This window comes from Azoarcus sp. L1K30, from assembly GCF_018122735.1.
GTDB lineage: Bacteria > Pseudomonadota > Gammaproteobacteria > Burkholderiales > Rhodocyclaceae > Parazoarcus.
In genome coordinates this window covers 769,626-792,802 of record NZ_JAGRRD010000001.1, presented here as the reverse complement: position 1 = coordinate 792,802, position 23,177 = coordinate 769,626, and the positions used below count along the sequence as shown (strand labels likewise).

18 protein-coding genes are annotated in these 23,177 nt (G+C 63.6%); 14 read left to right on the top strand and 4 right to left on the bottom strand.

All coding sequences use genetic code 11. From position 1 onward, the window contains the following. The first annotated feature begins 47 nt into the window (after window positions 1-47). Window positions 48-1,658: a beta-1,6-glucan synthase gene (locus J5J83_RS03515; RefSeq protein WP_212345498.1), complete on the top strand. Its 1,611-nt coding sequence runs from the start codon at window positions 48-50 to the stop codon at window positions 1,656-1,658. On the opposite strand, the gene J5J83_RS03510 is transcribed toward J5J83_RS03515, so the two are convergent. Beyond that, a complete protein-coding gene (locus J5J83_RS03510; protein WP_249115602.1) occupies window positions 1,599-1,997 on the bottom strand; it encodes a hypothetical protein in 399 nt (132 codons plus the stop codon). The genes J5J83_RS03515 and J5J83_RS03510 overlap by 60 nt on opposite strands. Window positions 1,998-2,261: 264 nt before the next feature. Here J5J83_RS03510 and J5J83_RS03505 point away from each other — a divergent pair, with 264 nt between their 5' ends. Continuing rightward, a complete protein-coding gene (locus J5J83_RS03505) occupies window positions 2,262-4,874 on the top strand; it encodes a glycosyltransferase (protein ID WP_212345495.1) in 2,613 nt (870 codons plus the stop codon). Between the two features lie 88 nt (window positions 4,875-4,962). On the opposite strand, the gene J5J83_RS03500 is transcribed toward J5J83_RS03505, so the two are convergent. Both J5J83_RS03500 and J5J83_RS03495 read right to left on the bottom strand, forming a co-directional pair. Continuing rightward, window positions 4,963-6,105, bottom strand: a complete 1,143-nt coding sequence (locus J5J83_RS03500) for a class I SAM-dependent methyltransferase (protein ID WP_212345492.1) — start codon at window positions 6,103-6,105, stop codon at window positions 4,963-4,965. Between the two features lie 62 nt (window positions 6,106-6,167). Further along, complete coding sequence (locus J5J83_RS03495; RefSeq protein ID WP_212345489.1) at window positions 6,168-7,094, bottom strand: LysR family transcriptional regulator; 927 nt, start codon at window positions 7,092-7,094, stop codon at window positions 6,168-6,170. A 97-nt stretch (window positions 7,095-7,191) separates the two neighbouring features. Between J5J83_RS03495 and J5J83_RS03490 the strand changes: the two genes are divergently transcribed. From J5J83_RS03490 to J5J83_RS03450, 9 genes are all read left to right on the top strand, one after another. Beyond that, window positions 7,192-7,968, top strand: coding sequence for a ferredoxin--NADP reductase (locus J5J83_RS03490; RefSeq protein ID WP_212345487.1), 777 nt, complete (start codon window positions 7,192-7,194; stop codon window positions 7,966-7,968). Window positions 7,969-8,243: 275 nt separating this feature from the next. After that, complete coding sequence (locus J5J83_RS03485; protein ID WP_212345484.1) at window positions 8,244-9,155, top strand: cytochrome-c peroxidase; 912 nt, start codon at window positions 8,244-8,246, stop codon at window positions 9,153-9,155. Continuing rightward, entirely contained in the window at window positions 9,152-11,815 is a 2,664-nt protein-coding gene (locus J5J83_RS03480) for an EAL domain-containing protein (RefSeq protein ID WP_349251858.1), read from the top strand. The genes J5J83_RS03485 and J5J83_RS03480 overlap by 4 nt, the downstream gene beginning before the upstream one ends. A 55-nt stretch (window positions 11,816-11,870) precedes the next feature. Further along, a complete protein-coding gene (locus tag J5J83_RS03475; RefSeq protein ID WP_212345481.1) occupies window positions 11,871-12,359 on the top strand; it encodes a glutathione peroxidase in 489 nt (162 codons plus the stop codon). A 64-nt stretch (window positions 12,360-12,423) separates the two neighbouring features. Beyond that, complete coding sequence (locus tag J5J83_RS03470) at window positions 12,424-13,662, top strand: hypothetical protein (RefSeq protein ID WP_212345478.1); 1,239 nt, start codon at window positions 12,424-12,426, stop codon at window positions 13,660-13,662. 120 nt (window positions 13,663-13,782) lie between these two features. Then, window positions 13,783-15,447, top strand: coding sequence for an energy-dependent translational throttle protein EttA (gene ettA / locus J5J83_RS03465; RefSeq protein ID WP_212345476.1), 1,665 nt, complete (start codon window positions 13,783-13,785; stop codon window positions 15,445-15,447). Window positions 15,448-15,527: 80 nt separating this feature from the next. Then, window positions 15,528-16,709, top strand: coding sequence for a formate-dependent phosphoribosylglycinamide formyltransferase (gene purT, locus J5J83_RS03460; RefSeq protein WP_212345474.1), 1,182 nt, complete (start codon window positions 15,528-15,530; stop codon window positions 16,707-16,709). Between the two features lie 223 nt (window positions 16,710-16,932). After that, complete coding sequence (gene rquA / locus J5J83_RS03455) at window positions 16,933-17,631, top strand: rhodoquinone biosynthesis methyltransferase RquA (protein WP_212345472.1); 699 nt, start codon at window positions 16,933-16,935, stop codon at window positions 17,629-17,631. Window positions 17,632-17,661: 30 nt separating this feature from the next. Then, a complete protein-coding gene (locus tag J5J83_RS03450; RefSeq protein ID WP_212345470.1) occupies window positions 17,662-17,880 on the top strand; it encodes a hypothetical protein in 219 nt (72 codons plus the stop codon). A gap of 29 nt (window positions 17,881-17,909) precedes the next feature. On the opposite strand, the gene J5J83_RS03445 is transcribed toward J5J83_RS03450, so the two are convergent. Further along, window positions 17,910-20,645 (bottom strand): nitrate reductase, encoded by a 2,736-nt coding sequence (locus J5J83_RS03445; protein ID WP_212345468.1) that lies wholly within the window; start codon window positions 20,643-20,645, stop codon window positions 17,910-17,912. A 261-nt stretch (window positions 20,646-20,906) separates the two neighbouring features. Here J5J83_RS03445 and J5J83_RS03440 point away from each other — a divergent pair, with 261 nt between their 5' ends. The 3 genes from J5J83_RS03440 (at window position 20,907) to J5J83_RS03430 (ending at window position 23,176) form a co-directional block, all read left to right on the top strand. After that, window positions 20,907-21,512, top strand: coding sequence for a class I SAM-dependent methyltransferase (locus J5J83_RS03440; protein ID WP_212345466.1), 606 nt, complete (start codon window positions 20,907-20,909; stop codon window positions 21,510-21,512). 123 nt (window positions 21,513-21,635) lie between these two features. Further along, entirely contained in the window at window positions 21,636-22,532 is an 897-nt protein-coding gene (locus tag J5J83_RS03435; RefSeq protein WP_212345464.1) for a tellurite resistance TerB family protein, read from the top strand. A 26-nt stretch (window positions 22,533-22,558) separates the two neighbouring features. Next, complete coding sequence (locus J5J83_RS03430) at window positions 22,559-23,176, top strand: LemA family protein (protein WP_212345462.1); 618 nt, start codon at window positions 22,559-22,561, stop codon at window positions 23,174-23,176. Window position 23,177: the final 1 nt, after the last annotated feature.

Here is a 23,177-nt window from a genome sequence, read left to right as displayed (position 1 = left end):
TGTACGCCATTTTTTTTGTCGACTTCCACAATACCTGCCGGCCACCGATGACCTCACCCAGCCCGAAACGCCGATCGCTCTGGATCGCCCTGCTGATCACCCATCTGGCCGGACTCGTTACACTCCTCGCGTGGGTAACCTGGGAAGCCCGGCCGGTGTCGATGCACGATCTCCAGCTTGCGGGCGGCGAACGGCTGAAATGCGTCTCTTACGCCCCCTACCATCGCCCGGGTCAGACACCGTTCGACGCCAAGGCCGTCATCTCGCGTGAGCAGATCGCCGACGACCTCGCAGCACTGGCAAAGATCACCGAGTGCGTGCGCCTCTATTCCGTCGATCAAGGTTTGGACCAGGTGCCATCCGTCGCCCGCGAGTTGGGCATCAAGGTACTCGTCGGTGCCTGGATCGGCTACGAACGCGCCAGGAACCAGCTCGAACTCGATCACGCCCTCAAGGTCGCCAACGACAATGCGGACGTGGTCAAGGCGCTGATCGTCGGCAATGAGGTGCTGCTCAGGCGGGAGCGCACGGTCGACGAGATGCGCGGCTATATTGAGTACGCACAGGCCAGGACGGACGTCCCCGTCACCTATGCCGACGTCTGGGAGTTCTGGATACGCAACGACAGCCTTGCGGACGCAGTCGACTTCGTGACGGTACACATTCTGCCGTTCTGGGAGGATGACCCGGTCGATATCGAGAAGGCCATCGGCCACGTCGGACAGATCCGCACCGAAGTGGCCAACCACTTCAAGGGCAAGGACATCCTGATCGGCGAAACCGGCTGGCCCAGCGCCGGACGCCAGCGTGAAGCATCGAAGCCGTCACGTGTCAATCAGGCGCGCTATATCCGCGAGTTCATCCATCAAGCCCATGCCAGCGGGTGGAACTACAATCTCATCGAGGCCATCGACCAGCCGTGGAAGCGCCGTCTCGAGGGCACGGTTGGCGGCTTCTGGGGCATGCTCGATGCACAGACCCTGCTGCCCAAGTTTCCCCTTGCCGGCCCTGTGGCCGAACGCGAGGATCTCGTCACCCCGCTTGCCGGCGCATCGCTCGGTGCGCTGCTCACCCTGATACTGGCCCTGTATTCAAGCGCCGGCAAGGCTTCCATGCTGCGCGTCGGCGCACTGACACTGAGCGGTGCCATGACGGGTCTGATCGCGGTCCTGCACTGGGAACACGCCGTCCTTGCCTATCGCGATACCATCGAGTGGAGCGTGCTCGGCGCGGTTGCCATTGCTGGCGTGCTATCCGCGCTTGCGCTGGCGTGCTGGCCCGGCGCCCCTCTGCCTCACGCCGAAGCGGCGTGGTCGGGACTTCGGCAGCGCGAGTTCAGCGCCGCCAATGCGCTTGGCGTATTGCGCGGCGTGCTACTGTTTGCCGCAGCCATCGCCGCACTGCTGCTGTTCGCCGATGCACGTTATCGCGACTTTCCCACGCTGCTCTACCTCGCACCCGCGATGATCTACGGTGTCATCGGCTGGTGGCGTCCCGGCGCCGGCCGGGCCGAGCATGTGTGTGCGCTGATTCTCGCCTTCGCGGTCGTCGGCCGCTGGTTACCGGAACCCGCCAATCCCCAGGCCATCGGCTGGCTGCTAACCGGCCTGGTGTTCGCGCTGCCGGTGCTGGTGCGGGCGCAACAGCACCAGCAATGACAGCAAGCCGCCCACGGCCGCGTAGTCATAGCTGTAGAGCACGAGTCCGGCCACACCGCTTAACCAGCCGGCCCAGGCCAGACGTCGGCACGACAGCATGAACGCCGCACAGCCGCAGACCAGGCTGAACCACCCCACGCGCTGCTGGTGGAAGGTCTGTACAAGCGCCCACTTCAAGCTGCAGGACAAATCCGCGGCAGTAGCTGCCGCTGTGCAGTCGCGCGGCAGCAAGCCGTTTTCGATCGCGCCGTAGCGCAGTCCGAGCACAAGCATCAACACCACAACACCAGCGATGAAGATCGAGCACGCACCATATTTGAACAAAACATTTCGACTCAAGCTGCTTTTCCCTTACAAATCAGTCGTCGTACGAACAACACATGCCCTGTTGCAAATCAGCCTCGGCAATATCTCCTAAGAGACTGAAAGACTGAATAAAATGTTGCGCGTTGAAGTAAATTCGGAAGGCGTGGATTCTGTCACAGATACCCGGTTCCGAGTGAATTTGCGCGTTTGCGCTGAGTCATACTTCAATTGCGACGTACCACGCCGCCCTTGCTGACGACCCGGGCATCCATGCCCTCGACTGGAAACGCCTTCGACATGAAAAATGCTGCGTCACTCACCTACCGCCTGATCGTGGCCTTTGCCATTGCGGTGCTGGTTGCGCTTGCTCAATACTGGCTGTGGCAGCAGTTCAACCGCGGCGCCGAAGTCGCGGGCGCAACTCAGAGCATCAAGGGTTTTGCCTACAACGGATTTCAGCGCGATCAGAGCCCGCTGCTGGGAAAATATCCCAACGATGCGGAGCTCGGGCGCGATCTCGACCTGCTCGCCAGCATGTCGGACAACCTGCGCACTTATGGCGTAACCGATTTGCCGAATCTGCTGCCGCTGGCAGGCGAACGTGACCTGTTGGTCACGGCCGGCGCCTGGCTCGACACGGACAAGGAAAAGAACGAGCGCGAGATCGCCGCAGTCATCGAGGCCGCGAAGAAAATGCGCCATATCGAGCGCGTCATGGTGGGCAACGAATCCATCCTGCGTGGCGATGTCAGCCCGGAGAAGTTGATCGAATACCTCGACCGCGCGCGCAAGCAGTTACGCAAGCCGGTGTCGTCGGCCGAACCGTGGCACGTCTGGCTCAAATATCCGGAACTGGCCAAGCACGTCGACTTCATCACTGTTCACCTGCTGCCCTATCACGAGGGCGTGCCGGTGGAAGCCGCCGTCGATTATGCATTCCAGCGTTACGACGAGCTGGCCAAGGCCTTCCCGAAGAAGAAAATCGTCGTCGGCGAAATTGGCTGGCCGAGCAAGGGGCCGGTCATCGGTGCCGCCGTACCGTCGCTGGACAACGAAGCGCGCTTCATCCGTGAGCTCCTCGCCAACCCGCGTACCGCGCGCATGGACTACTTTCTGATGGAAGCCATCGACCAGCCGTGGAAGGTCGAGATCGAGGGCTGGGCCGGTGCCTACTGGGGCATGTTCAATGCCGACCGCGAACCCAAGTTCGCGCTTGAAGGGCTGGTGCAACGCGATCCGCACTGGAGCAAGAAGGCGAGTAATGCCGGCGTGCTGGCGCTGCTGCCGATGTTCCTGATCGCCTTCTTCCTCACCGACTGGAGCATCGGCGGACGGATCTTCCTGGCGGGCATGATCCAAGCCTGTGTGTCGACGCTGATCATCGGCCTCAACGTCCCGGTCGATTATTATCTCACCCAGCGCGACCTGATCGGTCTGGGCATGCTCATTGCGGCCACGGGTATGACGGCAGCGGTCCTGCTGTCGCATGGCTTCGAGTTCGGCGAGATCCTGTTCAAGGACAAGTGGCAGCGCCGCTTCATGCCACTCCCCCCGCATGCGCCCGAAGACCAGCCCTTCGTGTCGATTCACCTCGCCTGTCACAACGAGCCGCCCGAGATGGTGATTGCCACCATCGACAGCCTGGCCGCGCTCAACTATGCCAACTTCGAAGTACTCATCCTCGACAACAACACCAAGGATGAAGCATTGTGGAAGCCGCTGGAAAAACGCTGCGCCGAACTCGGCCCGCGTTTCCGCTTCTTCCACCTGATGAACTGGCCCGGCTTCAAGGCGGGAGCACTCAATTACGGCCTCAAGGTGACCGATCCGCGCGCCGAGGTCGTCGGCGTGGTCGATGCCGACTACGTCGTCGATCCGGAATGGCTGGCCTGTCTGATTCCGCACTTCGACAAGCCCGACGTTGCCGTCGTGCAGGCACCGCAGGCGCACCGCGATTGGGAGACCCAGCCCTTCCGCCGCATGTGCAACTGGGAATTCGACGGCTTCTTCCGCATCGGCATGCACCATCGTAACGAGCGGAACGCACTGATTCAGCACGGAACGATGACCCTGGTGCGGCGGCTCGCACTCGACGAAGTGGGCGGCTGGTCGGAATGGTGCATCTGCGAGGACACCGAACTTGGCCTGCGCCTGATCGAACGCGGCTACGATACCCGCTACGTGGACCACATCCTCGGCCGCGGCCTCACCCCTTCGGACTTTGCCGCAATCAAGAGCCAGCGCTTCCGCTGGGCCTTCGGCGCCATGCAGATTCTGAAGAACCACCTGCCGCACATGGTCGGTCGCAGCACGCTCAACCTCGCGCAGCGCTACCACTTCCTCACCGGCTGGTTTGCGTGGCTGGGCGATGCGCTGCAACTGGTCTTCGCCTTCGGCAGTCTGCTGTGGACGCTGGGCATCCTCGCATTCCCCAAGGCGTTCGGCCTGCCGGTCACTGCGCTGGCGTTCCCGATTCTGGGCTTCATGGCTTTCAAGGCCGCACTGGGCCCGATTCTCTACCGCCGCACGATGGACTGCCCTTGGAAGGACATCCTCGGCGCGTCGATCCTGTCGGTCGGACTGGCACACTCGATCGCGCGTGGCGTGTTCGCTGGCCTGGCGAAGAAGAAGGGCGAATTCGTAGTAACGCCCAAGGGATGGAAGGCAAAGGGCGCGCTGGCATTCTTCGGACCGATCCGCGAGGAGATGGGCATGCTGTTCGCGCTGCTCCTCGGCGCGATCTCGCTGGTGGCCATGCGCGGCGCCGACAGCATCGAAACCCAGCTCTGGGTCGGCATCCTGTGCCTGCAATGCATCCCCTACGTTGCGTCGATCGGCTGCCAGATTGCAGCCTACATGCCCGATCGGCAGGACAGCACCGACCCCGCCCACCTGCAGCCAGCGCATTGAGTCAGCGGCCTGCAGCGACCTTCCGGGCTGAGGCCGGCGGCGATCCTGGGCCGACGGCGTTTGGCCCGGGCTGACGCTCAGGTGCGGGTCACGCTGCCACGAGACGCCACAGCGACGTCATCTCGGCCGCGCGGGCATGGTGTAGCGGGTCCGATGCATCCGTAGCACGAGGATGCTGCGGACGGACCTCCGTACGGGCCAGTACCTTCAAACCATTCCCGGCGATTTCCTGCAGCAGGAATTCTCGGCTGCGCAGGCCAAGGTGCTCGGCCAGGTCGGACAGGATCAACCAGCCTTCTCCGCCCGGCGCCAGGTGCGCCGTCAGCCCCCGCAGGAAGCCCTTCAGCATGCGGCTATCGGGGTCGTACACCGCCTGCTCCAACGACGAGGTGGCCGCAGCCGGCAGCCACGGCGGATTGCACACCACCAGCGAAGCCCGCCCTTCCGGAAACAGATCGGTTGCCTCGAGTTCTATCCGCGCCGCCAGACCCAACCGTTCGATGTTGTCCCGTGCGCAGGCGATGGCCCGCGCCGACTGGTCAGTCGCGATCACACGCTCCACCCCGCGTCGAGCCAACAGTGCCGCCAGCACGCCGGTACCAGTGCCGATATCGAATGCGAGCTTCTTTCCGGGCAGCGGCGCCTTTGCCACCAGATCGACATACTCGCCGCGCACAGGGGAATACACCCCGTAGTGGGCATGGATTCGCCCACCGAGCGCCGGAATCTCCACCCCCTTCTTGCGCCATTCGTGCGCACTCACGAGCCCGAGCAACTCGCGCAGCGACATCACGAACGGCCCCGCACTTTCGCCATGGGCCTCTACGCAGGCCGCGCTGATATCCGGGGCTCGCCGCAGTGGGATGGTGTAGTCCTCTCCCACCGGAATCAGCAGCATGCCGAGAATGCGTGCGCGCTGCGCCTGCGACTGGCGGTAGAGATGAAAAGCATGTGCAGGCGTCACCTCCGTCGCCCTCGCCTTCTTGCGCGCAGCCTTCTTCGGATCGGGTTCGGTGCGTCGCGCCACCGCCTGCAACAACAGGCGCGCATTCTGGAAGTCGCCGCGCCACAACAGTGCCGTGCCCTCGCAGGCGAGACGATAGGCGGTATCCGCGTTCATCGTGTCATCGGCCATCTGCACGCGCCGTGGCGGAGGCATGCCGCTCTCCGACTGCCAGCGCAGGCACTGCGTTTCACCTTGTTCGACCCAGCTCAACTGCTGATCGCTCATGCTCGGACACTCCGTCAAAAATGTAATCCTGCGTCCGTCTTACTTCAGCAGGGCAAAAAAACTCAGGGCACCGCCGGCAGCGGAATCTCGTGACTCTGCCGTACCCCGGCGGTCAGCGCACGACAATCGTCGAGAAAGGTGCGAATGGCTGCAGTATGGTACTTGCCCCGGCGCCAGATGAACTGAAAACGCCGGCGCAGATCCAGCTCGGGGGTCTCGACCGCCACCAGACTTCCACGCCGGAACGCATCGCGCAGTGCGAGGCGTGAGATGCAGCCGATGCCCAGACCGCTCTCGACGGCGCGCTTGATCGCTTCCGTGTGTTCGAGTTCGAGCTGCACGCGAAGGCCCCCGGTCCAGTGCCGCAATGCCTGCTCGAGGGTTTCGCGGGTGCCGGAACCACGCTCGCGCAGGATCATCGGCTCGGCGGCGATCTCGGCCACGCTCGCCACCGTCCGTCGGGCCAGTGGATGCGACGGCGCACAGAACACCACCAGTTCGTCATCCACCCAAGGTTCAACTTCGATCTCGCGATCCAGCACCTTGCCTTCGACCAGACCCAGATCGATTTCGTGATGAACCAGCTGGTCCACCACATTGGCCGTGTTGTGCACCTGCAGCTGCACATGACTTTCCGGGTGGCGCTGCAGAAACCCCGCCACGATCAGTGGCAGCAGATAGTTGCCGATGGTGAGTGTCGCGCCGACACGCAGGCTTCCGAGGCCGCGCTCTCCGCGCAGCAAAGCCTCGACTTCCTCGGCACGATCGAGCAGTTCGACTGCCCGTGGCAGCAGCAATCGCCCCTGCTCGTTCAGGTGCAGACGCCGACCATGGCGATCGAAGAGCTGCTGTCCAAACTGGCCCTCGAGCTCCGCAAGTGCCGCACTGGTCGCCGATTGCGACAGATTGAGCGCCTCCGCCGCACGCGACACGTTGTCGCTGCGGGCGATGGCCACGAATGCCTCGATCTGTCGCAAGGTGTACTTCATATTTACAAAACAGGTAAGTCTTAGCTGAATTATCCACCAATCAGGTTAGGCAAGCTCGATAAACTTTGCCCATCAACCTGCACATAGCGAGCGCAACATGAGCAACCTGAATGAAGAGCGTGTCCTCAGCGTCCATCACTGGAACGACTCCCTGTTCAGTTTTCGCACGACCCGTAACCCCGGACTGCGTTTCGAAAACGGTCAGTTCGTACTGATCGGACTCGAACTCGATGGCCGTCCCTTGACGCGCGCCTACAGCATCGCCAGCCCCAACTACGAGGAGCACCTCGAGTTCTTCAGCATCAAGGTTCCGAACGGGCCGCTGACGTCACGCCTGCAGCATCTGCGCGAAGGCGACCCGATCGTGGTGAGCAAGAAGCCCACCGGTACGCTCGTACTGCACGACCTGCGACCCGGCCGCAACCTGTACCTGATGTCGACGGGCACCGGGCTGGCGCCCTTCATCAGCGTCATCCAGGATCCTGAGACCTACGAACGTTTCGAACGCATCGTGCTGATCCACGGTGTGCGCCATATCTCCGAGCTGGCCTACGCGGACTTCATCGAGCAGACCTTGCCGCAAAATCCGTGGTTTGGGGACGCCGTGCGTGAGAAGCTGGTCTATTACCCGACCGTGACCCGCGAGCCTTTCCGAAACAATGGCCGCCTGACGGATCTGATCCGCTCTGGAAAGCTGCTCGCCGACTGCGACCTTCCGGCGCTGGATCCAGCACTCGATCGCGCGATGATCTGCGGCAGTCCGTCGATGCTCAAGGACTGCTGCACACTGCTGGACGAAGCGGGATTCCAGATCTCGAAACGGATCGGCGAGCCTGGTGATTACGTGATCGAGCGCGCCTTCGTGGAACGCTGATCAGGATCGAACCGTCGATCAAATCCGTCCCGGTGAATGCGAGGCCGCACCGGGACGACTCATTCTAGTCAATCATCATTTCCCTACGCCGACCAGATCCAAACTTCTTTGACCCAAATCAAGCGTCGTCGATTAAGTGTCACTAGAATGCCGGCGTGAACGGGAATACGCCTAATTTCGTACTAGCTGCACTCTTGACTGCCTTCGCAGCGGTTCTGGTCGTCTTGAGCTGGCGTGAACCGCCACAGGCCCCCCACAGCCTTGCACAGCTGGTCATGGCCGATGCCATCCGGCGAGAAGAGCCTCTGGCGCCGCTGCCGACCCACCAGCGTGAGTCCGACCCGGATCGCGTCGCATTGGGCGAGCAGCTCTTTCGCGACCCACTGCTATCGAGCGATTACTCGATTTCGTGCGCAAGCTGTCACCCCCTGGATCGTGCAGGGGCCGACAATCTGCCTCGCTCGAAAGGGGTAGGCGGAGCGACCGGAACGATCAACGCGCCCACCGTATTCAATGCCAGCCTCAATTTCGTGCAGTTCTGGGACGGCCGCGCCACGACGCTCAAGGAGCAGGTTCGTGGCCCTGTGCACAATCCGGTGGAAATGAATTCGAACTGGGATGAAATCGTCGCGCGCTTGCAGCGCCGGGAAGACTATCGCGCGCGTTTCGCGCGTGCCTACCCTCAAGGTATCAGCGGCGAAACCATCGCGGACGCCATCGCCCGTTTCGAGGAAACGCTGCTGACCCCGAACGCGCCTTTCGACAGGTACCTTCGCGGCGAAGCTGGCGCCCTCAATCCCGAGCAGATCGAGGGCTACAACCGGTTCAAGAATCTCGGCTGTGCAAGCTGCCATCAGGGCGCCAACATCGGCGGCAACCTGTTTCAACGATTTGGCGTGATGGGCGACTATTTCGCCAGCCGGGGAACGAGCACACCAAGCGATCTTGGACGTTTCAACGTCACCGGACGAATGGAAGACCGCCATGTGTTCAAGGTGCCAAGCCTGCGCAATGTTGCCCTGACCGCGCCGTACTTTCACGATGGAAGCGTGACTCAACTCGATGAAGCGGTCGAGATCATGGCCCGCTATCAGCTCGGGCGTGAATTATCGGCGGAAGACAAGCGCCTGCTCGTGGCGTTTCTCTCCACCCTGACGGGTGAGTATCGCGGGGAGCCGCTCAAGTGACGCGACCTGCCGCCCGTCCGCGGCTGGGCATGATCGGTTTCTCGCGCGGCGGACTCCGATGGACGCTGTCTGCCATTGCCATCGCCGTCAGCCTGTTGAGCTGGCTGTTTCTGAACGCGGATGCCGTCTCTGCCCAGGCGCACGAACATTACGGTCGTGAAATCAGGCTGCTGCGCCAGGCCGACGCCGAGCTGAACGCTGCCGTACTGGCCAACCGCGTCGGACTGCAAACCGACTTCGACACCATCGTTGCAGCGGTCAATGCCCTGCAGCAGGACATCTCCGAACTCGCCCAGGCGCCGGATTTTCTCGCTCCCAACGACAGGCGGCTCGTACTGGAGAAGGTTGCCGAATATCAGTCCGTGCTGCACAACAAAGCTCAACAGATTGACCTGTTCAAGCGCGAACATTCCGTGCTGCGAAACTCGCTCGCCTACCTTCCACTGGCCACCGACCGCCTGGTGGACGACCCCAACGCGCCCATTGCGCTGACGCGTCCGATCGGCATCTTCGTGCGCGGCGTGATGACGCATGCCCATGCCACGGATGACGCGTTTGGAAACCGGCTCGAGCAGAAGCTAGTCGAGCTTGAACGCCAGTTGGCGAGCATACAGGGCAGCTACCGCGAACGCTTCCGCAACGTGCTCATGCACGGCAGAGTGGTCCTCGAGCGCAAACGCATCATCGATACGGTCACGCGGGAGACGCTCGCGATGCCGACCGCAAGACTCAGCGAGGAGCTTGCAGGCACCTACGCCGAAGGCTACCAGCGCGCCTCGCGCAAGGCACACGACTATCGGCTCAGCCTCTATGTGCTGGCACTGGTGCTGGCGGGCTATCTCGCACTGGCCATGATGCGGCTCGCGCGCACCTCGAGTGACCTGGCGCTGGCGAACCGTCAGCTCGAGGAGCGCATCGCCGCACTGGATCGTACCCAAAGCGACCTCAAGCTCTACGCCACGGTGTTTACAAACGCCTCCGAAGGCATGCTGATCACCGATGGCCGGGGCAGGATCGAGGCGACCAACCCCGCTTTCAGCGAGATTACAGGCTACGCCGCCGCGGAAATGCTCGGCCACTCGCCTGCCATGCTCAAATCGGGCCGCCAGGCGGACAATTTCTACCGCGACATGTGGCGCACGCTGGATCGGCGCGGACAATGGCAGGGCGAAATCTGGAATCGGCGCAAGTCCGGCGAGATCTATCCCGAATGGCTGTCGATCACCGCGGTCAAGGGCGAAGCCGGCAAGCCCAACCATTTCATAGGACTGTTCTCCGACATCACTGAACGCAAGAAGGCCGAGGCCCGCATCCATCACCTCGCCCATCACGACACGCTTACCAACCTGCCCAATCGAGCGCTGCTCCAGGACCGCATCGAGCAGGCCATCCTGCAGGCGCGCCGTTCGAACAGCCACACCGCCGTGCTGCTGCTTAATCTGGACAGGTTCAAGACCATCAACGACTCGCTCGGGCACGACCTCGGCGACGGATTGCTGCAACAGGTGGCCCTGCGCTGTCAGTCCCAAGTGCGCGAAAGCGATACCGTCGCCCGTCCGGGGAGCGACGAGTTCGTCATCGTCATACCCGAGATCGCCCACCCTCACGACGCAGCAAACATCGCCCGCAAGCTGCTTGCGAGCGTGAGCCGTCCCTACCTCCTGGGCGAGCACGAGATCCGGGTGACGGCCAGTGTCGGCATCGCCATCTTCGACGGCGACGGGCGCACCCCTGCTGAACTGCTGCGCAACGCTGACGCGGCGATGTACCGCGCCAAGGCCGAAGGCCGCAACGCCTTCCAGTTCTATTCGGCTGACATGAATTCGGCATCGCTCGGCGACCTCCTGCTCGAAAATCAGTTGCGCGGCGCCCTCGATCGTGGCGAGCTTGAACTGCACTATCAACCCAAGGTGTGCACCGAAACCGGAAATCTGGTCGGTGCCGAGGCCCTGCTGCGCTGGCGCCACCCTGAGCTCGGGCTTATCGCCCCTGGGCGCTTCGTGCCGGTCGCCGAAGAATCGGGCCTGATCGTACCGATTGGCGAGTGGGTGCTGCGGGAAGCCTGCCGCCAACTGAAGGCCTGGCGCGATGCCGGTCTGATGCCGGTACCTGTGGCGGTGAACCTGTCGGCGCAGCAATTCATGAACCGCCAACTGGCGTTCCTGGTCGAGGATGTCCTTGCCGAGGCCAAGCTGCCTGCGGGGCTGCTCGGACTCGAACTGACCGAGACCATGCTGATGCGCGACGTCGACCGCACTATCGAGACGTTGAGTGCATTGCGCAGCATGGGTATCGATCTCTCGATCGACGATTTCGGCACCGGCTATTCGTCACTCGCCTACCTGAAGCAGTTCAGCGTGAACATCCTGAAGATCGACCGCAGCTTCGTAAACGACATCCACCGCGAAAACGCCGACGGCAAGATCGCCGCCGCCGTCATCGCCCTGGCCCACAGCCTGGGCATGAAGGTGGTCGCCGAAGGCGTCGAGACCGACGCGCAGCGCGACTTCCTGCATGCCCACGGCTGCGATCAATTGCAGGGCTACCTTTTCGGCCGCCCGATCACCGCTGCCGATTTCGAGCTGAAACTGGCCGCCCGCAGATCCGGCCTGCCGACGGCACCGGTCGTGCCCCTCAAGGGCAGGCTCTCCGGCATTTGACCGCGGCACGCGCTCACGACACACTCCGCGCATCCCAAGTCGCAGGAGCGCGGCCGTGAATACTGCCATCCACGAAACTGTCCTTCATACCCTCGACGGCAGGGCAACCTCCTTCGGCACCTACGCGGGCAAGGTATTGCTCGTCGTCAACACGGCCAGCCAATGTGGCTTCACCCCCCAGTACGCCGGACTCGAACAACTGTACAAGGATTACGCGGCGCGCGGCTTCGCGGTACTGGGCTTCCCGTGCAATCAGTTCGGCGCCCAGGAGCCGGGCGATAGCGCCGAAATTGCCGCCTTCTGCGAAAAGAACTATGGCGTGAGCTTTCCGATGTTCGCCAGGATCGACGTCAACGGTGCGAACGCCCACCCGCTGTTCACCTGGCTGAAGGAGAATGCGCGCGGCGTGCTGGGCAGCGAATCGATCAAATGGAACTTCACCAAGTTCCTGCTCGATCGCGACGGCAATGTCGTCCAACGTTACGCCCCGACGACCTCGCCCGCGGCGCTGGCGCAGGATATCGAACGCCTGCTCGATGCGTGATGTACTTGGCCTTGCATGCCACCGACGCTCGGCACACCCTTCTATAACGGCCATGCGAAGGTTCTTGCTGTACCTTGCGGTAGCGATTGCCGTGGTCGCGATTTCGGCTGCCGGGATCGTCTTTCTCGCCACCGACGCAGACGCCCTGGTCCGTCGTCCGGAAACCATCTCGCCCACCGCCATCGCCGACGCAAAGCGCCTCTTCCGGCTCAACGATCCCCGGCAGTTGCGAGGCGGTCAGACGCGCAAGGTGTCGATCCCGGTCGCTCTCGTCGACACCGGCAGTAATCATCTCGCAACGCGATTCGGCAACGGTCGTGCAAGTTTTACCGTCACGGATACGACCGCCGCACTGCGGGTCAGCCTGCCGCTGAAGATTTCGGCCGTGTCGCGCCATGTCAATCTGGAGGCAGTGCTGAGCGCCGCCAACGGCAGCATGGCACTGAGCACATTGCGCGTCGGCAGGCTGACGATTCCGCCGCACCTGGTCGTGCCCGCACTGGACGTTGCGGCACGCCTCTGGGGCCATGAACAGGATTGGCGGCTCGTCCAGGGTGCCATCGACCGCGTCGTGATCGCCCCCCGCGGGCGTCACCTCGATCTCGTCTACACCTGGCAACCCGAGCTGCTGTCGCGCTTTCGCACCCTTGCCCTGCCGGAAGCAGGACGCCCCCATCTGGAAGCGGCACAACGCAATCTCGCGGCCCTGCTCGGCTTTCGCGCACGCGACCGCGAACTTGCACTGGGCGAGATCCTGCAGCCCATGCTCAGGACGGATGGCGACGACGCCCTCGAACAACGACGAGCGGCGCTTCTGGTGCTAGCCAGCTATCTTGCGGGCAGGAATCTCGCCACGGCCATTCCCGAGGCGGCCGCCTGGCCCCGCCCGCCCTACCGTGTCATCACGCTCCAGCAACGCGAGGACAGTGCCCAGCATTTCATCGTGTCCGCCGCATTGTCGGCTTGGGCGGGTGAACCGGTCGCAGACGCCATCGGGCTCTACAAGGAACTCGATGACGCCCGTGGCAGCAGCGGATTCTCCTTCGCCGACCTCGCGGCGGACCGGGCCGGCACACGCTTCGGCAAGCTGCTTGCCGACCATCCGCAGCGCATCGACAGCCTGCTGTCAGCGCCTCTGGCAGACGCCGATCTCCTCCCGCCCTTGTCCGGCTTGCCGGAATTCATCCCCGAGGCTGAGTTTCGTCGCCGCTTCGGCACCATGGACAGCCCCGCCTACCGTGACCTGATCGACGAAGTCGAGCGTCGCATCGACACCCGACCACTGTATCGGCCCGGCCCCTGACAAGTGCCTTGCCGCGAATGGCACGCCACACCGGCCACCCGCCCCTGCACCAGCGAATGGCGAGGCGGGCGCGAGCTGGGGTAGACTCCAAGGTTTCGTGTCCATCCCTTCCGGAAATCCATGGCCCAATACGTAATGTCGATGCTGCGCGTGAGCAAGATCGTTCCGCCCAAGCGTCAGATCATCAAGGATATCTCCCTCTCCTTCTTCCCCGGCGCCAAGATCGGCCTGCTCGGTCTCAACGGCTCGGGCAAATCGACGGTGCTGCGTATCATGGCGGGCGTCGACAAGGAATACGAAGGCGAGGTCCAGCATCTGGCCGGCCAGCGCATCGGCTACCTCGCGCAGGAACCCGAACTCGATCCGGCCAAGACGGTGAAGGAAGAGGTCGAATCCGGACTTGGCGAAATCGTCGAAGCGCGGCAGAAGCTCGAAGAGATCTACGCGGCCTATGCCGAGCCCGATGCCGACTTCGACAAGCTCGCCGAAGAGCAGGCCAAGTACGAGAACATCCTGTCGTCTGCGGGTACCGACGTCGAGACGCAGATGGAAATCGCCGCCGACGCGCTGCGCCTGCCGCCCTGGGAGGCCGTCGTCGGCAACCTGTCCGGCGGTGAGAAGCGCCGCGTGGCACTGTGCAAGCTGCTGCTGTCGCGCCCCGACATGCTGCTGCTCGACGAACCGACCAACCACCTCGACGCCGAATCGGTGGAATGGCTCGAACAGTTTCTCACCCGCTTCCCCGGCACCGTGGTCGCCGTCACCCACGACCGCTACTTCCTCGACAATGCCGCGGAGTGGATTCTCGAACTCGACCGCGGACACGGTATCCCGTGGAAGGGCAACTACTCCTCCTGGCTCGAACAGAAGGGCGAGCGTCTGGCCCAGGAGAGCAAGCAGGAAGCCGCGCATCAGAAGGCGATGAAGACCGAGCTGGAATGGGCGCGCTCCAACCCCAAGGCACGCCAGGCCAAGTCCAAGGCCCGTCTGGCGCGTTACGAGGAAATGACCACGGTCGAGTACCAGAAACGTAACGAGACCCACGAGATCTTCATTCCGCCCGGCGAGCGCCTGGGCGACAAGGTCATCGAATTCCACGACGTGTCCAAGGCCTTCGGCGACAAACTGCTGATGGACAAGGTCAGCTTCAGCATTCCGCCCGGCGCCATCGTCGGCGTGATCGGCCCCAACGGCGCCGGTAAATCGACGCTGTTCAAGATGATCCAGGGCCAGGACAAGCCGGACAGTGGCGAGGTGGTCATCGGCTCGACGGTCAAGATCGCGGCGGTGGACCAGTCCCGCGAAGGCCTCGCCAACGACAAGACCGTGTTCGAGGCCATCTCCGATGGCGCCGACATCCTCACCGTCGGCCGCTTCGAGATGCCCAGCCGCGCCTACATCGGCCGCTTCAACTTCAAGGGTGGCGACCAGCAGAAGATCGTCGGCAACCTGTCGGGCGGCGAACGTGGCCGTCTGCACCTGGCAAAGACCCTGATTGCCGGCGGCAATGTGCTGCTGCTCGACGAACCGTCCAATGACCTCGACGTCGAGACCCTGCGTGCGCTCGAAGATGCGCTGCTCGAATTTGCCGGCTGCGCGATGATCATCTCGCACGATCGCTGGTTCCTCGACCGCATCTGTACCCACATCCTGGCGGCCGAGGGCGACTCGCAATGGACCTTCTACGCCGGTAATTACCAGGAGTACGAAGAGGACAAGAAGAAACGCCTGGGTGAAGAAGGCGCCAAACCCAAGCGCATCCGCTATAAGCCGATCTCACGCTAAGCGGACTTCGCTGCAGCCTTCGCAGACCGCCGCCAACCCGGTGGTCTGCGCATTTCTCAACCGCTCACGGGATCTCGTCAATGCCCAGTATCGGCACTCCGCTCTCCCCCACTGCCACCCGCGTGCTGCTGTGCGGCTCAGGCGAACTCGGCAAGGAAGTCGTCATCGAACTGCAGCGTTTCGGCTGCGAAGTGATCGCGGTCGATCGGTATCCCAACGCGCCGGCGATGCAGGTTGCACATCGCAGCCACGTCGTCAGCATGCTCGACGGGGCCGCCCTGCGCGCCATCATCGAACAGGAAAAACCGCACTACATCGTGCCCGAGATCGAGGCTATTGCCACCGCCACACTGGTGGAGCTCGAGGCCGAAGGCTACATCGTTATTCCGTCCGCGCGCGCAGCCCAACTGACGATGAACCGCGAGGGCATCCGCCGTCTCGCGGCAGAAACACTCGATTTACCCACCTCGCCCTACCGTTTCGCCGACAGCTTCGAGGAATACGTCGCAGCGATCGAACAGCTCGGTTTTCCATGCGTGGTCAAGCCGATCATGAGCTCGTCGGGCAAGGGTCAAAGTCTGCTTCGAGGCGAAGACGACGTGCGCAAGGCGTGGGACTACGCCCAGGAAGGCGGTCGTGCCGGCAAGGGACGGGTCATCGTCGAGGGATTCATCGATTTCGACTACGAGATCACGCTGCTCACCGTGCGCCACGCAGGCGGCACCACCTTCTGTGCGCCCGTCGGGCACCGCCAGGAAAAGGGCGACTATCAGGAGTCCTGGCAACCGCAGGCGATGAGCCCGCAGGCACTGGCTGCATCCGAGCGCATCGCCCTCGCCGTCACCGAGGCGCTCGGGGGCCGCGGCCTGTTCGGCGTCGAACTCTTCATCAAGGGCGACCAGGTCTGGTTCAGCGAGGTATCCCCCCGCCCACACGACACCGGACTGGTGACGCTCATCTCGCAGGACCTGTCCGAATTTGCCCTTCACGCGCGCGCCATTCTCGGCCTGCCGATTCCGGCCATTCGCCAGCTCGGCCCGGCCGCATCAGCAGTCATCCTGGTCGAGGGCGACTCGACCCGCCCCGTGTTCGGCAACCTGGCAGCCGCATTGAGCGAGCCGGATACGGCACTGCGCCTGTTTGGCAAACCCGAAGTCAAAGGTCAGCGCCGCATGGGGGTTGCGCTCGCGCTCGACCGCAGCATCGACGAAGCGCGCTTGAAGGCCTTGCGAGCCGCCGCTGCGGTCAAGGTCAGTTTCTGAAACCGGGCGCCGCACATTCGTCGCGCCGATGCCGGCCTTGGCAGGCCGGTACCGAAGACGCGTACCGACATCTGTCGCAACGCCCGTCCGGCGGGCATACTGGCGCCATTGTGCATTGCGGCATGCGCGCAGGGGTTCGCAGCATGGCGACCCGTACTCTCGCCCCGTCGCGGTTCTCGACCGGACCCGCGTCATCGCCCCCGACCGACAACATGGAGCCGCAATGAGCCCACCCAAGCGCGATTCCGCCGCCGCCACCGAAATTCTGCCGGACTATCTGAGCCGCACCTACACCTGGGCCTACCTGAACCAACGCACACTGCCATGGCTGGACAGAAGTGTGGTGGTGTCGGCCATCCTGTGGGGAAACGCAGGCCGCCTGATGCGGGCCGCCGTGGCCGAGTTCGCACCCGGTCAGAAGGTCCTGCAGGCGGCCTGTGTGTACGGCCGCTTTTCGATGATGCTGGCCGAGCGGGTGGGCGCGCACGGTGAGCTCGAAGTGGTCGATGTCGCCCCCCTCCAGATCGCCAATGTCAGGCGCAAGCTCGCCGGCCACACGCAGGCGGCCGCACGCCTCGCCGACTTGTGCACGCCGCTGGGGCGGGACCACGACGGCGTGTGCTGCTTCTTCCTGCTGCACGAGGTCCCCGAACACCAACGCCGGCAGATCGTCGACAACCTTCTGGCAGCAGTGAAACCCGGCGGCAAGGCGGTCTTCGTCGACTATCATCGATGCGCACGCTGGCATCCGCTCGGGCCGATCATGACGCTCGTGTTCCGCACCCTCGAACCCTATGCCCAGTCATTGCTGGACACCCCGATCGAGTCGATGTCGGCACGATCGGCGGATTTCGACTGGTCTCACCGGACACTGTTCGGCGGACTGTATCAGCACGTCGTCGCCGCCCGCCGTACACGCTGAGATCCTCACCCAAGACATCCGGACACGAACATGACCTACGAAGAGCACCTCGACGAAGTCTGCACCCTGCTCTACGAGCGCTTCAACCAGAGCGAGGAGGATGCGGTGGCCATCGTGATGCGCGCGCAAGCCGACGACTTCTTCAGCCGACACGACGACGACCCGTCGATCTGTACTCAGGAGCGGGCCGAACTCGATGCCCGTGCCGTGTTCAAGAAATACGGGGCGGCACCGGCGCGCAAGCGCTGATACCGCCCCGACGACACGGACAACGCTTGCTAGGCGGCAGCTCTCGGCACCATAGCCGACTGCGATAGCCGCTTGAGTTCAGGCACGCAGGAGCCGCAATTGGTCCCGCAGCGGGTGCGCGCCTGCAGCGCATCGAGCGACTCGCCGCCACGAAACGCCGCCAGGATGTCATCCTCGGAAACGTCGTAGCAATTGCAGATGACCTTGCCGCGCATGGCCTTGCCCGCAGGTGGCTGGGTCACGGGCGCAAGCAGCCAGTTCCGCACCGGCGCCGCCGACTCGCGCCTGACCATCAGATCGGTCAGCCATTCCGACGCCAGCGCTTCGCCACTCAGTCGCACGGCGGTCAGGCGGTCGCCATCCACCCGCGCCTGCTTGGCAATATTGCGTCGGCTGTCGCTGTAACTCAGGGTCTTGAGCGGATCATCGAGCCCGAGTTCGCTGTCCAGTCGCTTGATCACGACGGGGTCGATACGCTCGGCTCTGGCCTTGAGCACCACGACTGGATTTTCCCGCCCGGCCAGGGTCAGACTCGCATACGGAAAACTCGCCAGCAGCGGACGCAGACGTTCCATCAGCGCATGCGGATTGTCCGCCATGTCGTCCTTCATCGCGCGCATCGCCACCAGCGTGCTGCCGCCCACGAACGCCTCCACCTGCACCGCGGCATGCTTGAGTTCGGGCTGTTTCGAATACGGGTCGAACTTTGCCGGCGTCAGCGTATTCGCCCCCAGCCCGGACATCGCGTTGCCGCCCCAGTGCATCGGCAGGAAGCACTGCCCCGGTCGCATGGCCGCCGACGCCATGGCCTTGAGCACGATCTGCCCACCGCGTCCGCGCACCGCGACCAGGTCGCCATCATTGAGTCCGCGCCGCTCGAGATCCTCGGGATGCAGGTGGAGCATCGGCTCCTGCTCGTGGTTGTAGAGCCGGGCCACCAGGCCGGTGCGGCTCATGCCGTGCCACTGGTCGCGCAGGCGCCCCGTGATCATGTGCAGCGGATAGCGGGCGCTCGGCGTTTCTGCGGTGAGCGCGTGTTCGGTCACGACGAAGCGCGCCTTGCCCGACGGCGTGGGAAAGACGCCGTCTTCATAGAGCCGCTGCCTGCCCGTCGTCTCCCCTTCGGCGAAGGGCCATTGCTGCGGTCCGCGATCCTCGAGCAGCGCGTAGGACAGGCCGGTGATATCGAGATCGCGGCCGCGGGTGCTCTCGCGGTGCTCGTTCCAGATCTGCTCCGGCGCCTCGTAGGGGAACATCGCAGCCGCAAGCTTTTCCTTGCCAAGCCGGGTACCGAGCCGGTGGGCGAAATCGACACCGATCTGCCAGTCGTGGCGCGCCTCCCCCGGTGCCGACACCGCGCCTCGCACCCGCGTGATGCGGCGTTCGGAATTCGTCACCGTGCCATCTTTCTCCCCCCAGGTACTGGCCGGCAGCAGCACGTCCGCATAGCGGCAGGTCTCGGTGTGGGAGAACGCCTCCTGCACCACCACCAGTTCGGCATTGGCCAGGGCCTCGTGCACCAGGGTCTGGTCCGGCATCGATTGCGCCGGATTGGTGCATGCGATCCAGACCGCCTTGACCTCGCCCGAGCGCAAGGCCTGGAACAGCTCCACCGCGCTCTTGCCAGGTTTTTCGGGCACGCTGTCGACGCCCCACAATGCCGCTACCTCGTCGCGGTGCGCTGCATTCGCCAGATCACGATGCGCCGACAGCAGATTGGCCAGACCGCCGACTTCGCGCCCCCCCATCGCGTTGGGCTGGCCGGTCAGTGACAGCGGCCCCGCGCCGGGACGGCCGATCTGCCCCGTCGCCAGATGCAGGTTGATGAGCGCCGCATTGTTATGGCTGCCGAAAGCGTACTGGTTGAGCCCCTGACAATACATGGACAACGTGGCCGGACTGCCCGCAAACCACTCCGCCGCGCACTCGATGTCCTTTTTTGTCAATCCGCAGATCGCCGAGGCCATGGCCGGCGTGTATTCGCGCACAGTGCGCTTGACCGCGTCGAAGCCCTCCGTATGCGCATCGATATAGTCGCGGTTGACCAGACCCTCCCACAACATCACATGCAGCATGCTGTTGTAGAGCGCAATGTCGGTGCCGGGAAGCAGTGCAAGATGCACGTCTGCTGCCTCGGCCGTATCAGTGCGGCGGGGATCGATGACGACCAGTTTCATGTCCGGATTGGCCTTGCGCGCGTCCTCCACGCGGCGAAACACGATCGGATGCGCAAACGCGGTATTGCTGCCGGAAATGAACAGGCAATCGGTGAGGGCAATGTCCTCGTAGCTCGCCGGGGGCGCATCGGCGCCGAGCGTCATCTTGTAGCCGCTGACTGCGCTCGACATGCACAGACGGGAGTTGGTGTCGATGTTGTTGGTACCGATCAGACCCTTCACCAGCTTGTTGAAGACATAATAGTCTTCCGTCAAGAGTTGCCCGGCACCATAGAAGGCCACCGCGTCCGGACCGTGTTCGCCAATAATGGTGGCGAAGCGCTCGACCACATGGTCCAGAGCCGCGTCCCAGCTCACCCGTTCACGCGATGCGCCGCGCGCAACGCGCATTTCCGGATGAAGCGCGCGAACCGCCAGCGTTTCCGGCGCGGCCGACAGGTGAAGCGTCGACCCCTTGGTGCACAAGCGCCCCATATTGGCCGGATGCGCAGGGTCTCCGCGGACGCCGGTGATGCGCCCGCCTTCGTGCTCGATGATGACGCCGCAACCGACGCCGCAATAACAACAGGTGGAACGGGTTTCTGCCATGCTGGACTCCTTGTCGTAGACGCAAAGCAGAAACCTTGCCAACCGGTCGCACCCGAGCACGCGCCATTCAGGGGCACCAGCATCTGATACACGCATCAAGGACGTGCATGCGCCCCGCTCATTGCACCGAAAACGTGCAGTATCATGTATTTCCTTCGATCAGAGGCGCACAGTCGGGTGCCCCGATGATAGGCTGGGCACCTCCGCCGCAGCGGCCGCCCGCCGCTGGAAAGACTCTCTCCCCCCATCCGCACAGGATCGATGAACGACCTTACCCGCGCCACCCTCTCGCACTACGATCAACAGGCGGCTGCCTTCCGCGACGCGACCCGGGATCACGACGTCAGCGAGAACTACGCGGCCCTGCTCGGCGCGATCGTGGGGCCGCAGCCCTATACCCTGCTCGACTTCGGTTGCGGACCGGGGCGCGACCTGCGCCATTTCGCCGCACTCGGGCATCATGCGGTCGGACTCGACGGCGCAGCCGCCTTCGTCGACATGGCGAGAACCGACACGGGCTGCGAAGTGCTGCATCAGGATTTCACCGCGCTCGACCTGCCCGCGGCGCATTTCGACGGAATATTCGCCAACGCTTCACTATTTCACGTGCCCCGTGGCGCGCTCCCGACCGTGCTGGCACACCTGCACCGCAGCCTCAAGCCAGACGGCGTGCTATTTAGCTCGAACCCGCATGGCAACGATCAGGAGGGGTTCGACGGCAGTCGTTACGGCTGCTACTACAGCCTGGAGACGTGGACGAGCTTGCTATCGGCGGCAGGCTTCCGGGTACTTCACCACTATTACCGGCCCCCGGGCCGGCCACGTCCGCAACAGCCATGGCTGGCAAGTGTTTGCCGCAGACTTTGAGTCTGCAACGATATTCGGGCATCCTTGCAATCGACATGACGATGCCAACCTTTTCCGCCACTGCCGCACGCCCACGGGCAGCGTCCATGCGCGGGGCATCACCCGCAACGAGGAGTCAATAACATGAGTTTCGGCAACATCATCGGGCAACTGCTTCAGCAAGGCATGGCTGCCAACAGTCGTGAACGGCTCGACCATGCACTCGGGGCCCGGGGCCTCGGCGGCATGGACGGGCTGGGGGAATTGCTCGGCAGTCTTGCAGGTGGCCAGGGAGGCAGGCAGTCCACCGCGCGAGGGGATACCGGCGGTCTCGGCGACCTGCTGGATCTGGCTACAGGCGCGCTCGGCGGCGGACGTGGTGGATCTGCGTCATCGGGCGGCGGGCTGGCCGACCTTGCCGGCGTGCTGCTCGGCGGTGCAAACGGCCGCGGCGCCCAAGGCGGTGGGCTCGGTGGTCTCGGAGACCTGGCCGGCGTGCTGCTCGGCGGCGGATCGAGCCGCAGTCGCACGGGCAACAGTGCGGGCAATGGTGCGGGTAATGGCGGCATGGCCATTCTCGGCACCCTTGCCATCGCTGCGTTCAAGTACTGGCAACAATCTCAGGCTGCGGGCGCGAGCTCGCCGATGCCGGCGGTCGCTCCGCAACAGTTTGCGGAACTCACCTCGGCCCGTAACGAGGCGCTCGTGCTGAGGGCAATGATCAGCGCGGCAAAGGCGGACGGTGAAGTCGACGATGAAGAGATCTCACGTATCGTGGACAAGATCGACGACGACGGCGTCAGCGAGGATGAAAAGCGCTTCATTGCCGATGCGCTTCGCGCCCCGGTCGATCTGCCTGCACTCGCCGCCGACGTACCCGACCCGCTGGTCGGCGCCCAGGTGTACGCCGCGTCACTGCTGGCGATCAATCTGGACACCGACGCCGAGCGGAACTACCTGCGCCAACTGGCACAACTGCTGCAACTCGATGCGAGCGCCGTCGAGCGTCTGCACACGCTGACCGGTGCCCCGCGGATCTGACCCCCGGCAAACGGAGACTCACTGACATGTTCGATCGACTCATTCGCCGCTTTTCGCTTGTGCTCGGCATCGCCGCCCTGGCCAGCCTGTCGGGTTGTGGCTACAACGATTTCCAGCGCCTCGACGAAGACACCAAGGCGGCCTGGGCCGAGGTGCTGAACCAGTACCAGCGTCGCGCCGATCTGGTGCCCAATCTCGTGGCCACGGTCAAGGGCGAAGCGGATTTCGAGCAAACCACGCTCACCCGCGTCATCGAAGCGCGCTCGCGCGCCACTGCTATCCAGGTTACGCCCGAAACGCTCAACGATCCGGAGGCCATGGCACGTTTTCAACAAGCGCAAAGCCAGCTCGGCGGTGCCCTGTCACGCCTGCTTGCGGTTGCCGAGAATTACCCCAACCTGAAAGCCAACCAGGCCTTCCAGGAACTGCGGGTGCAGCTCGAAGGTACTGAAAACAGGATCACCGTCGCACGCAACAAGTACATCGGCGCCGTCCAGCAGTACAACGTGCTCGCGCGCAGCTTTCCCACCAACCTGACGGCAATGATGTTCAGCTATACGCCCAAGGCCAGCTTCACCGTCGCCAACGAGGCGGAGATCTCCCGACCGCCGACCGTCGATTTCGGCAGTCAGGGTGCGCACTGAG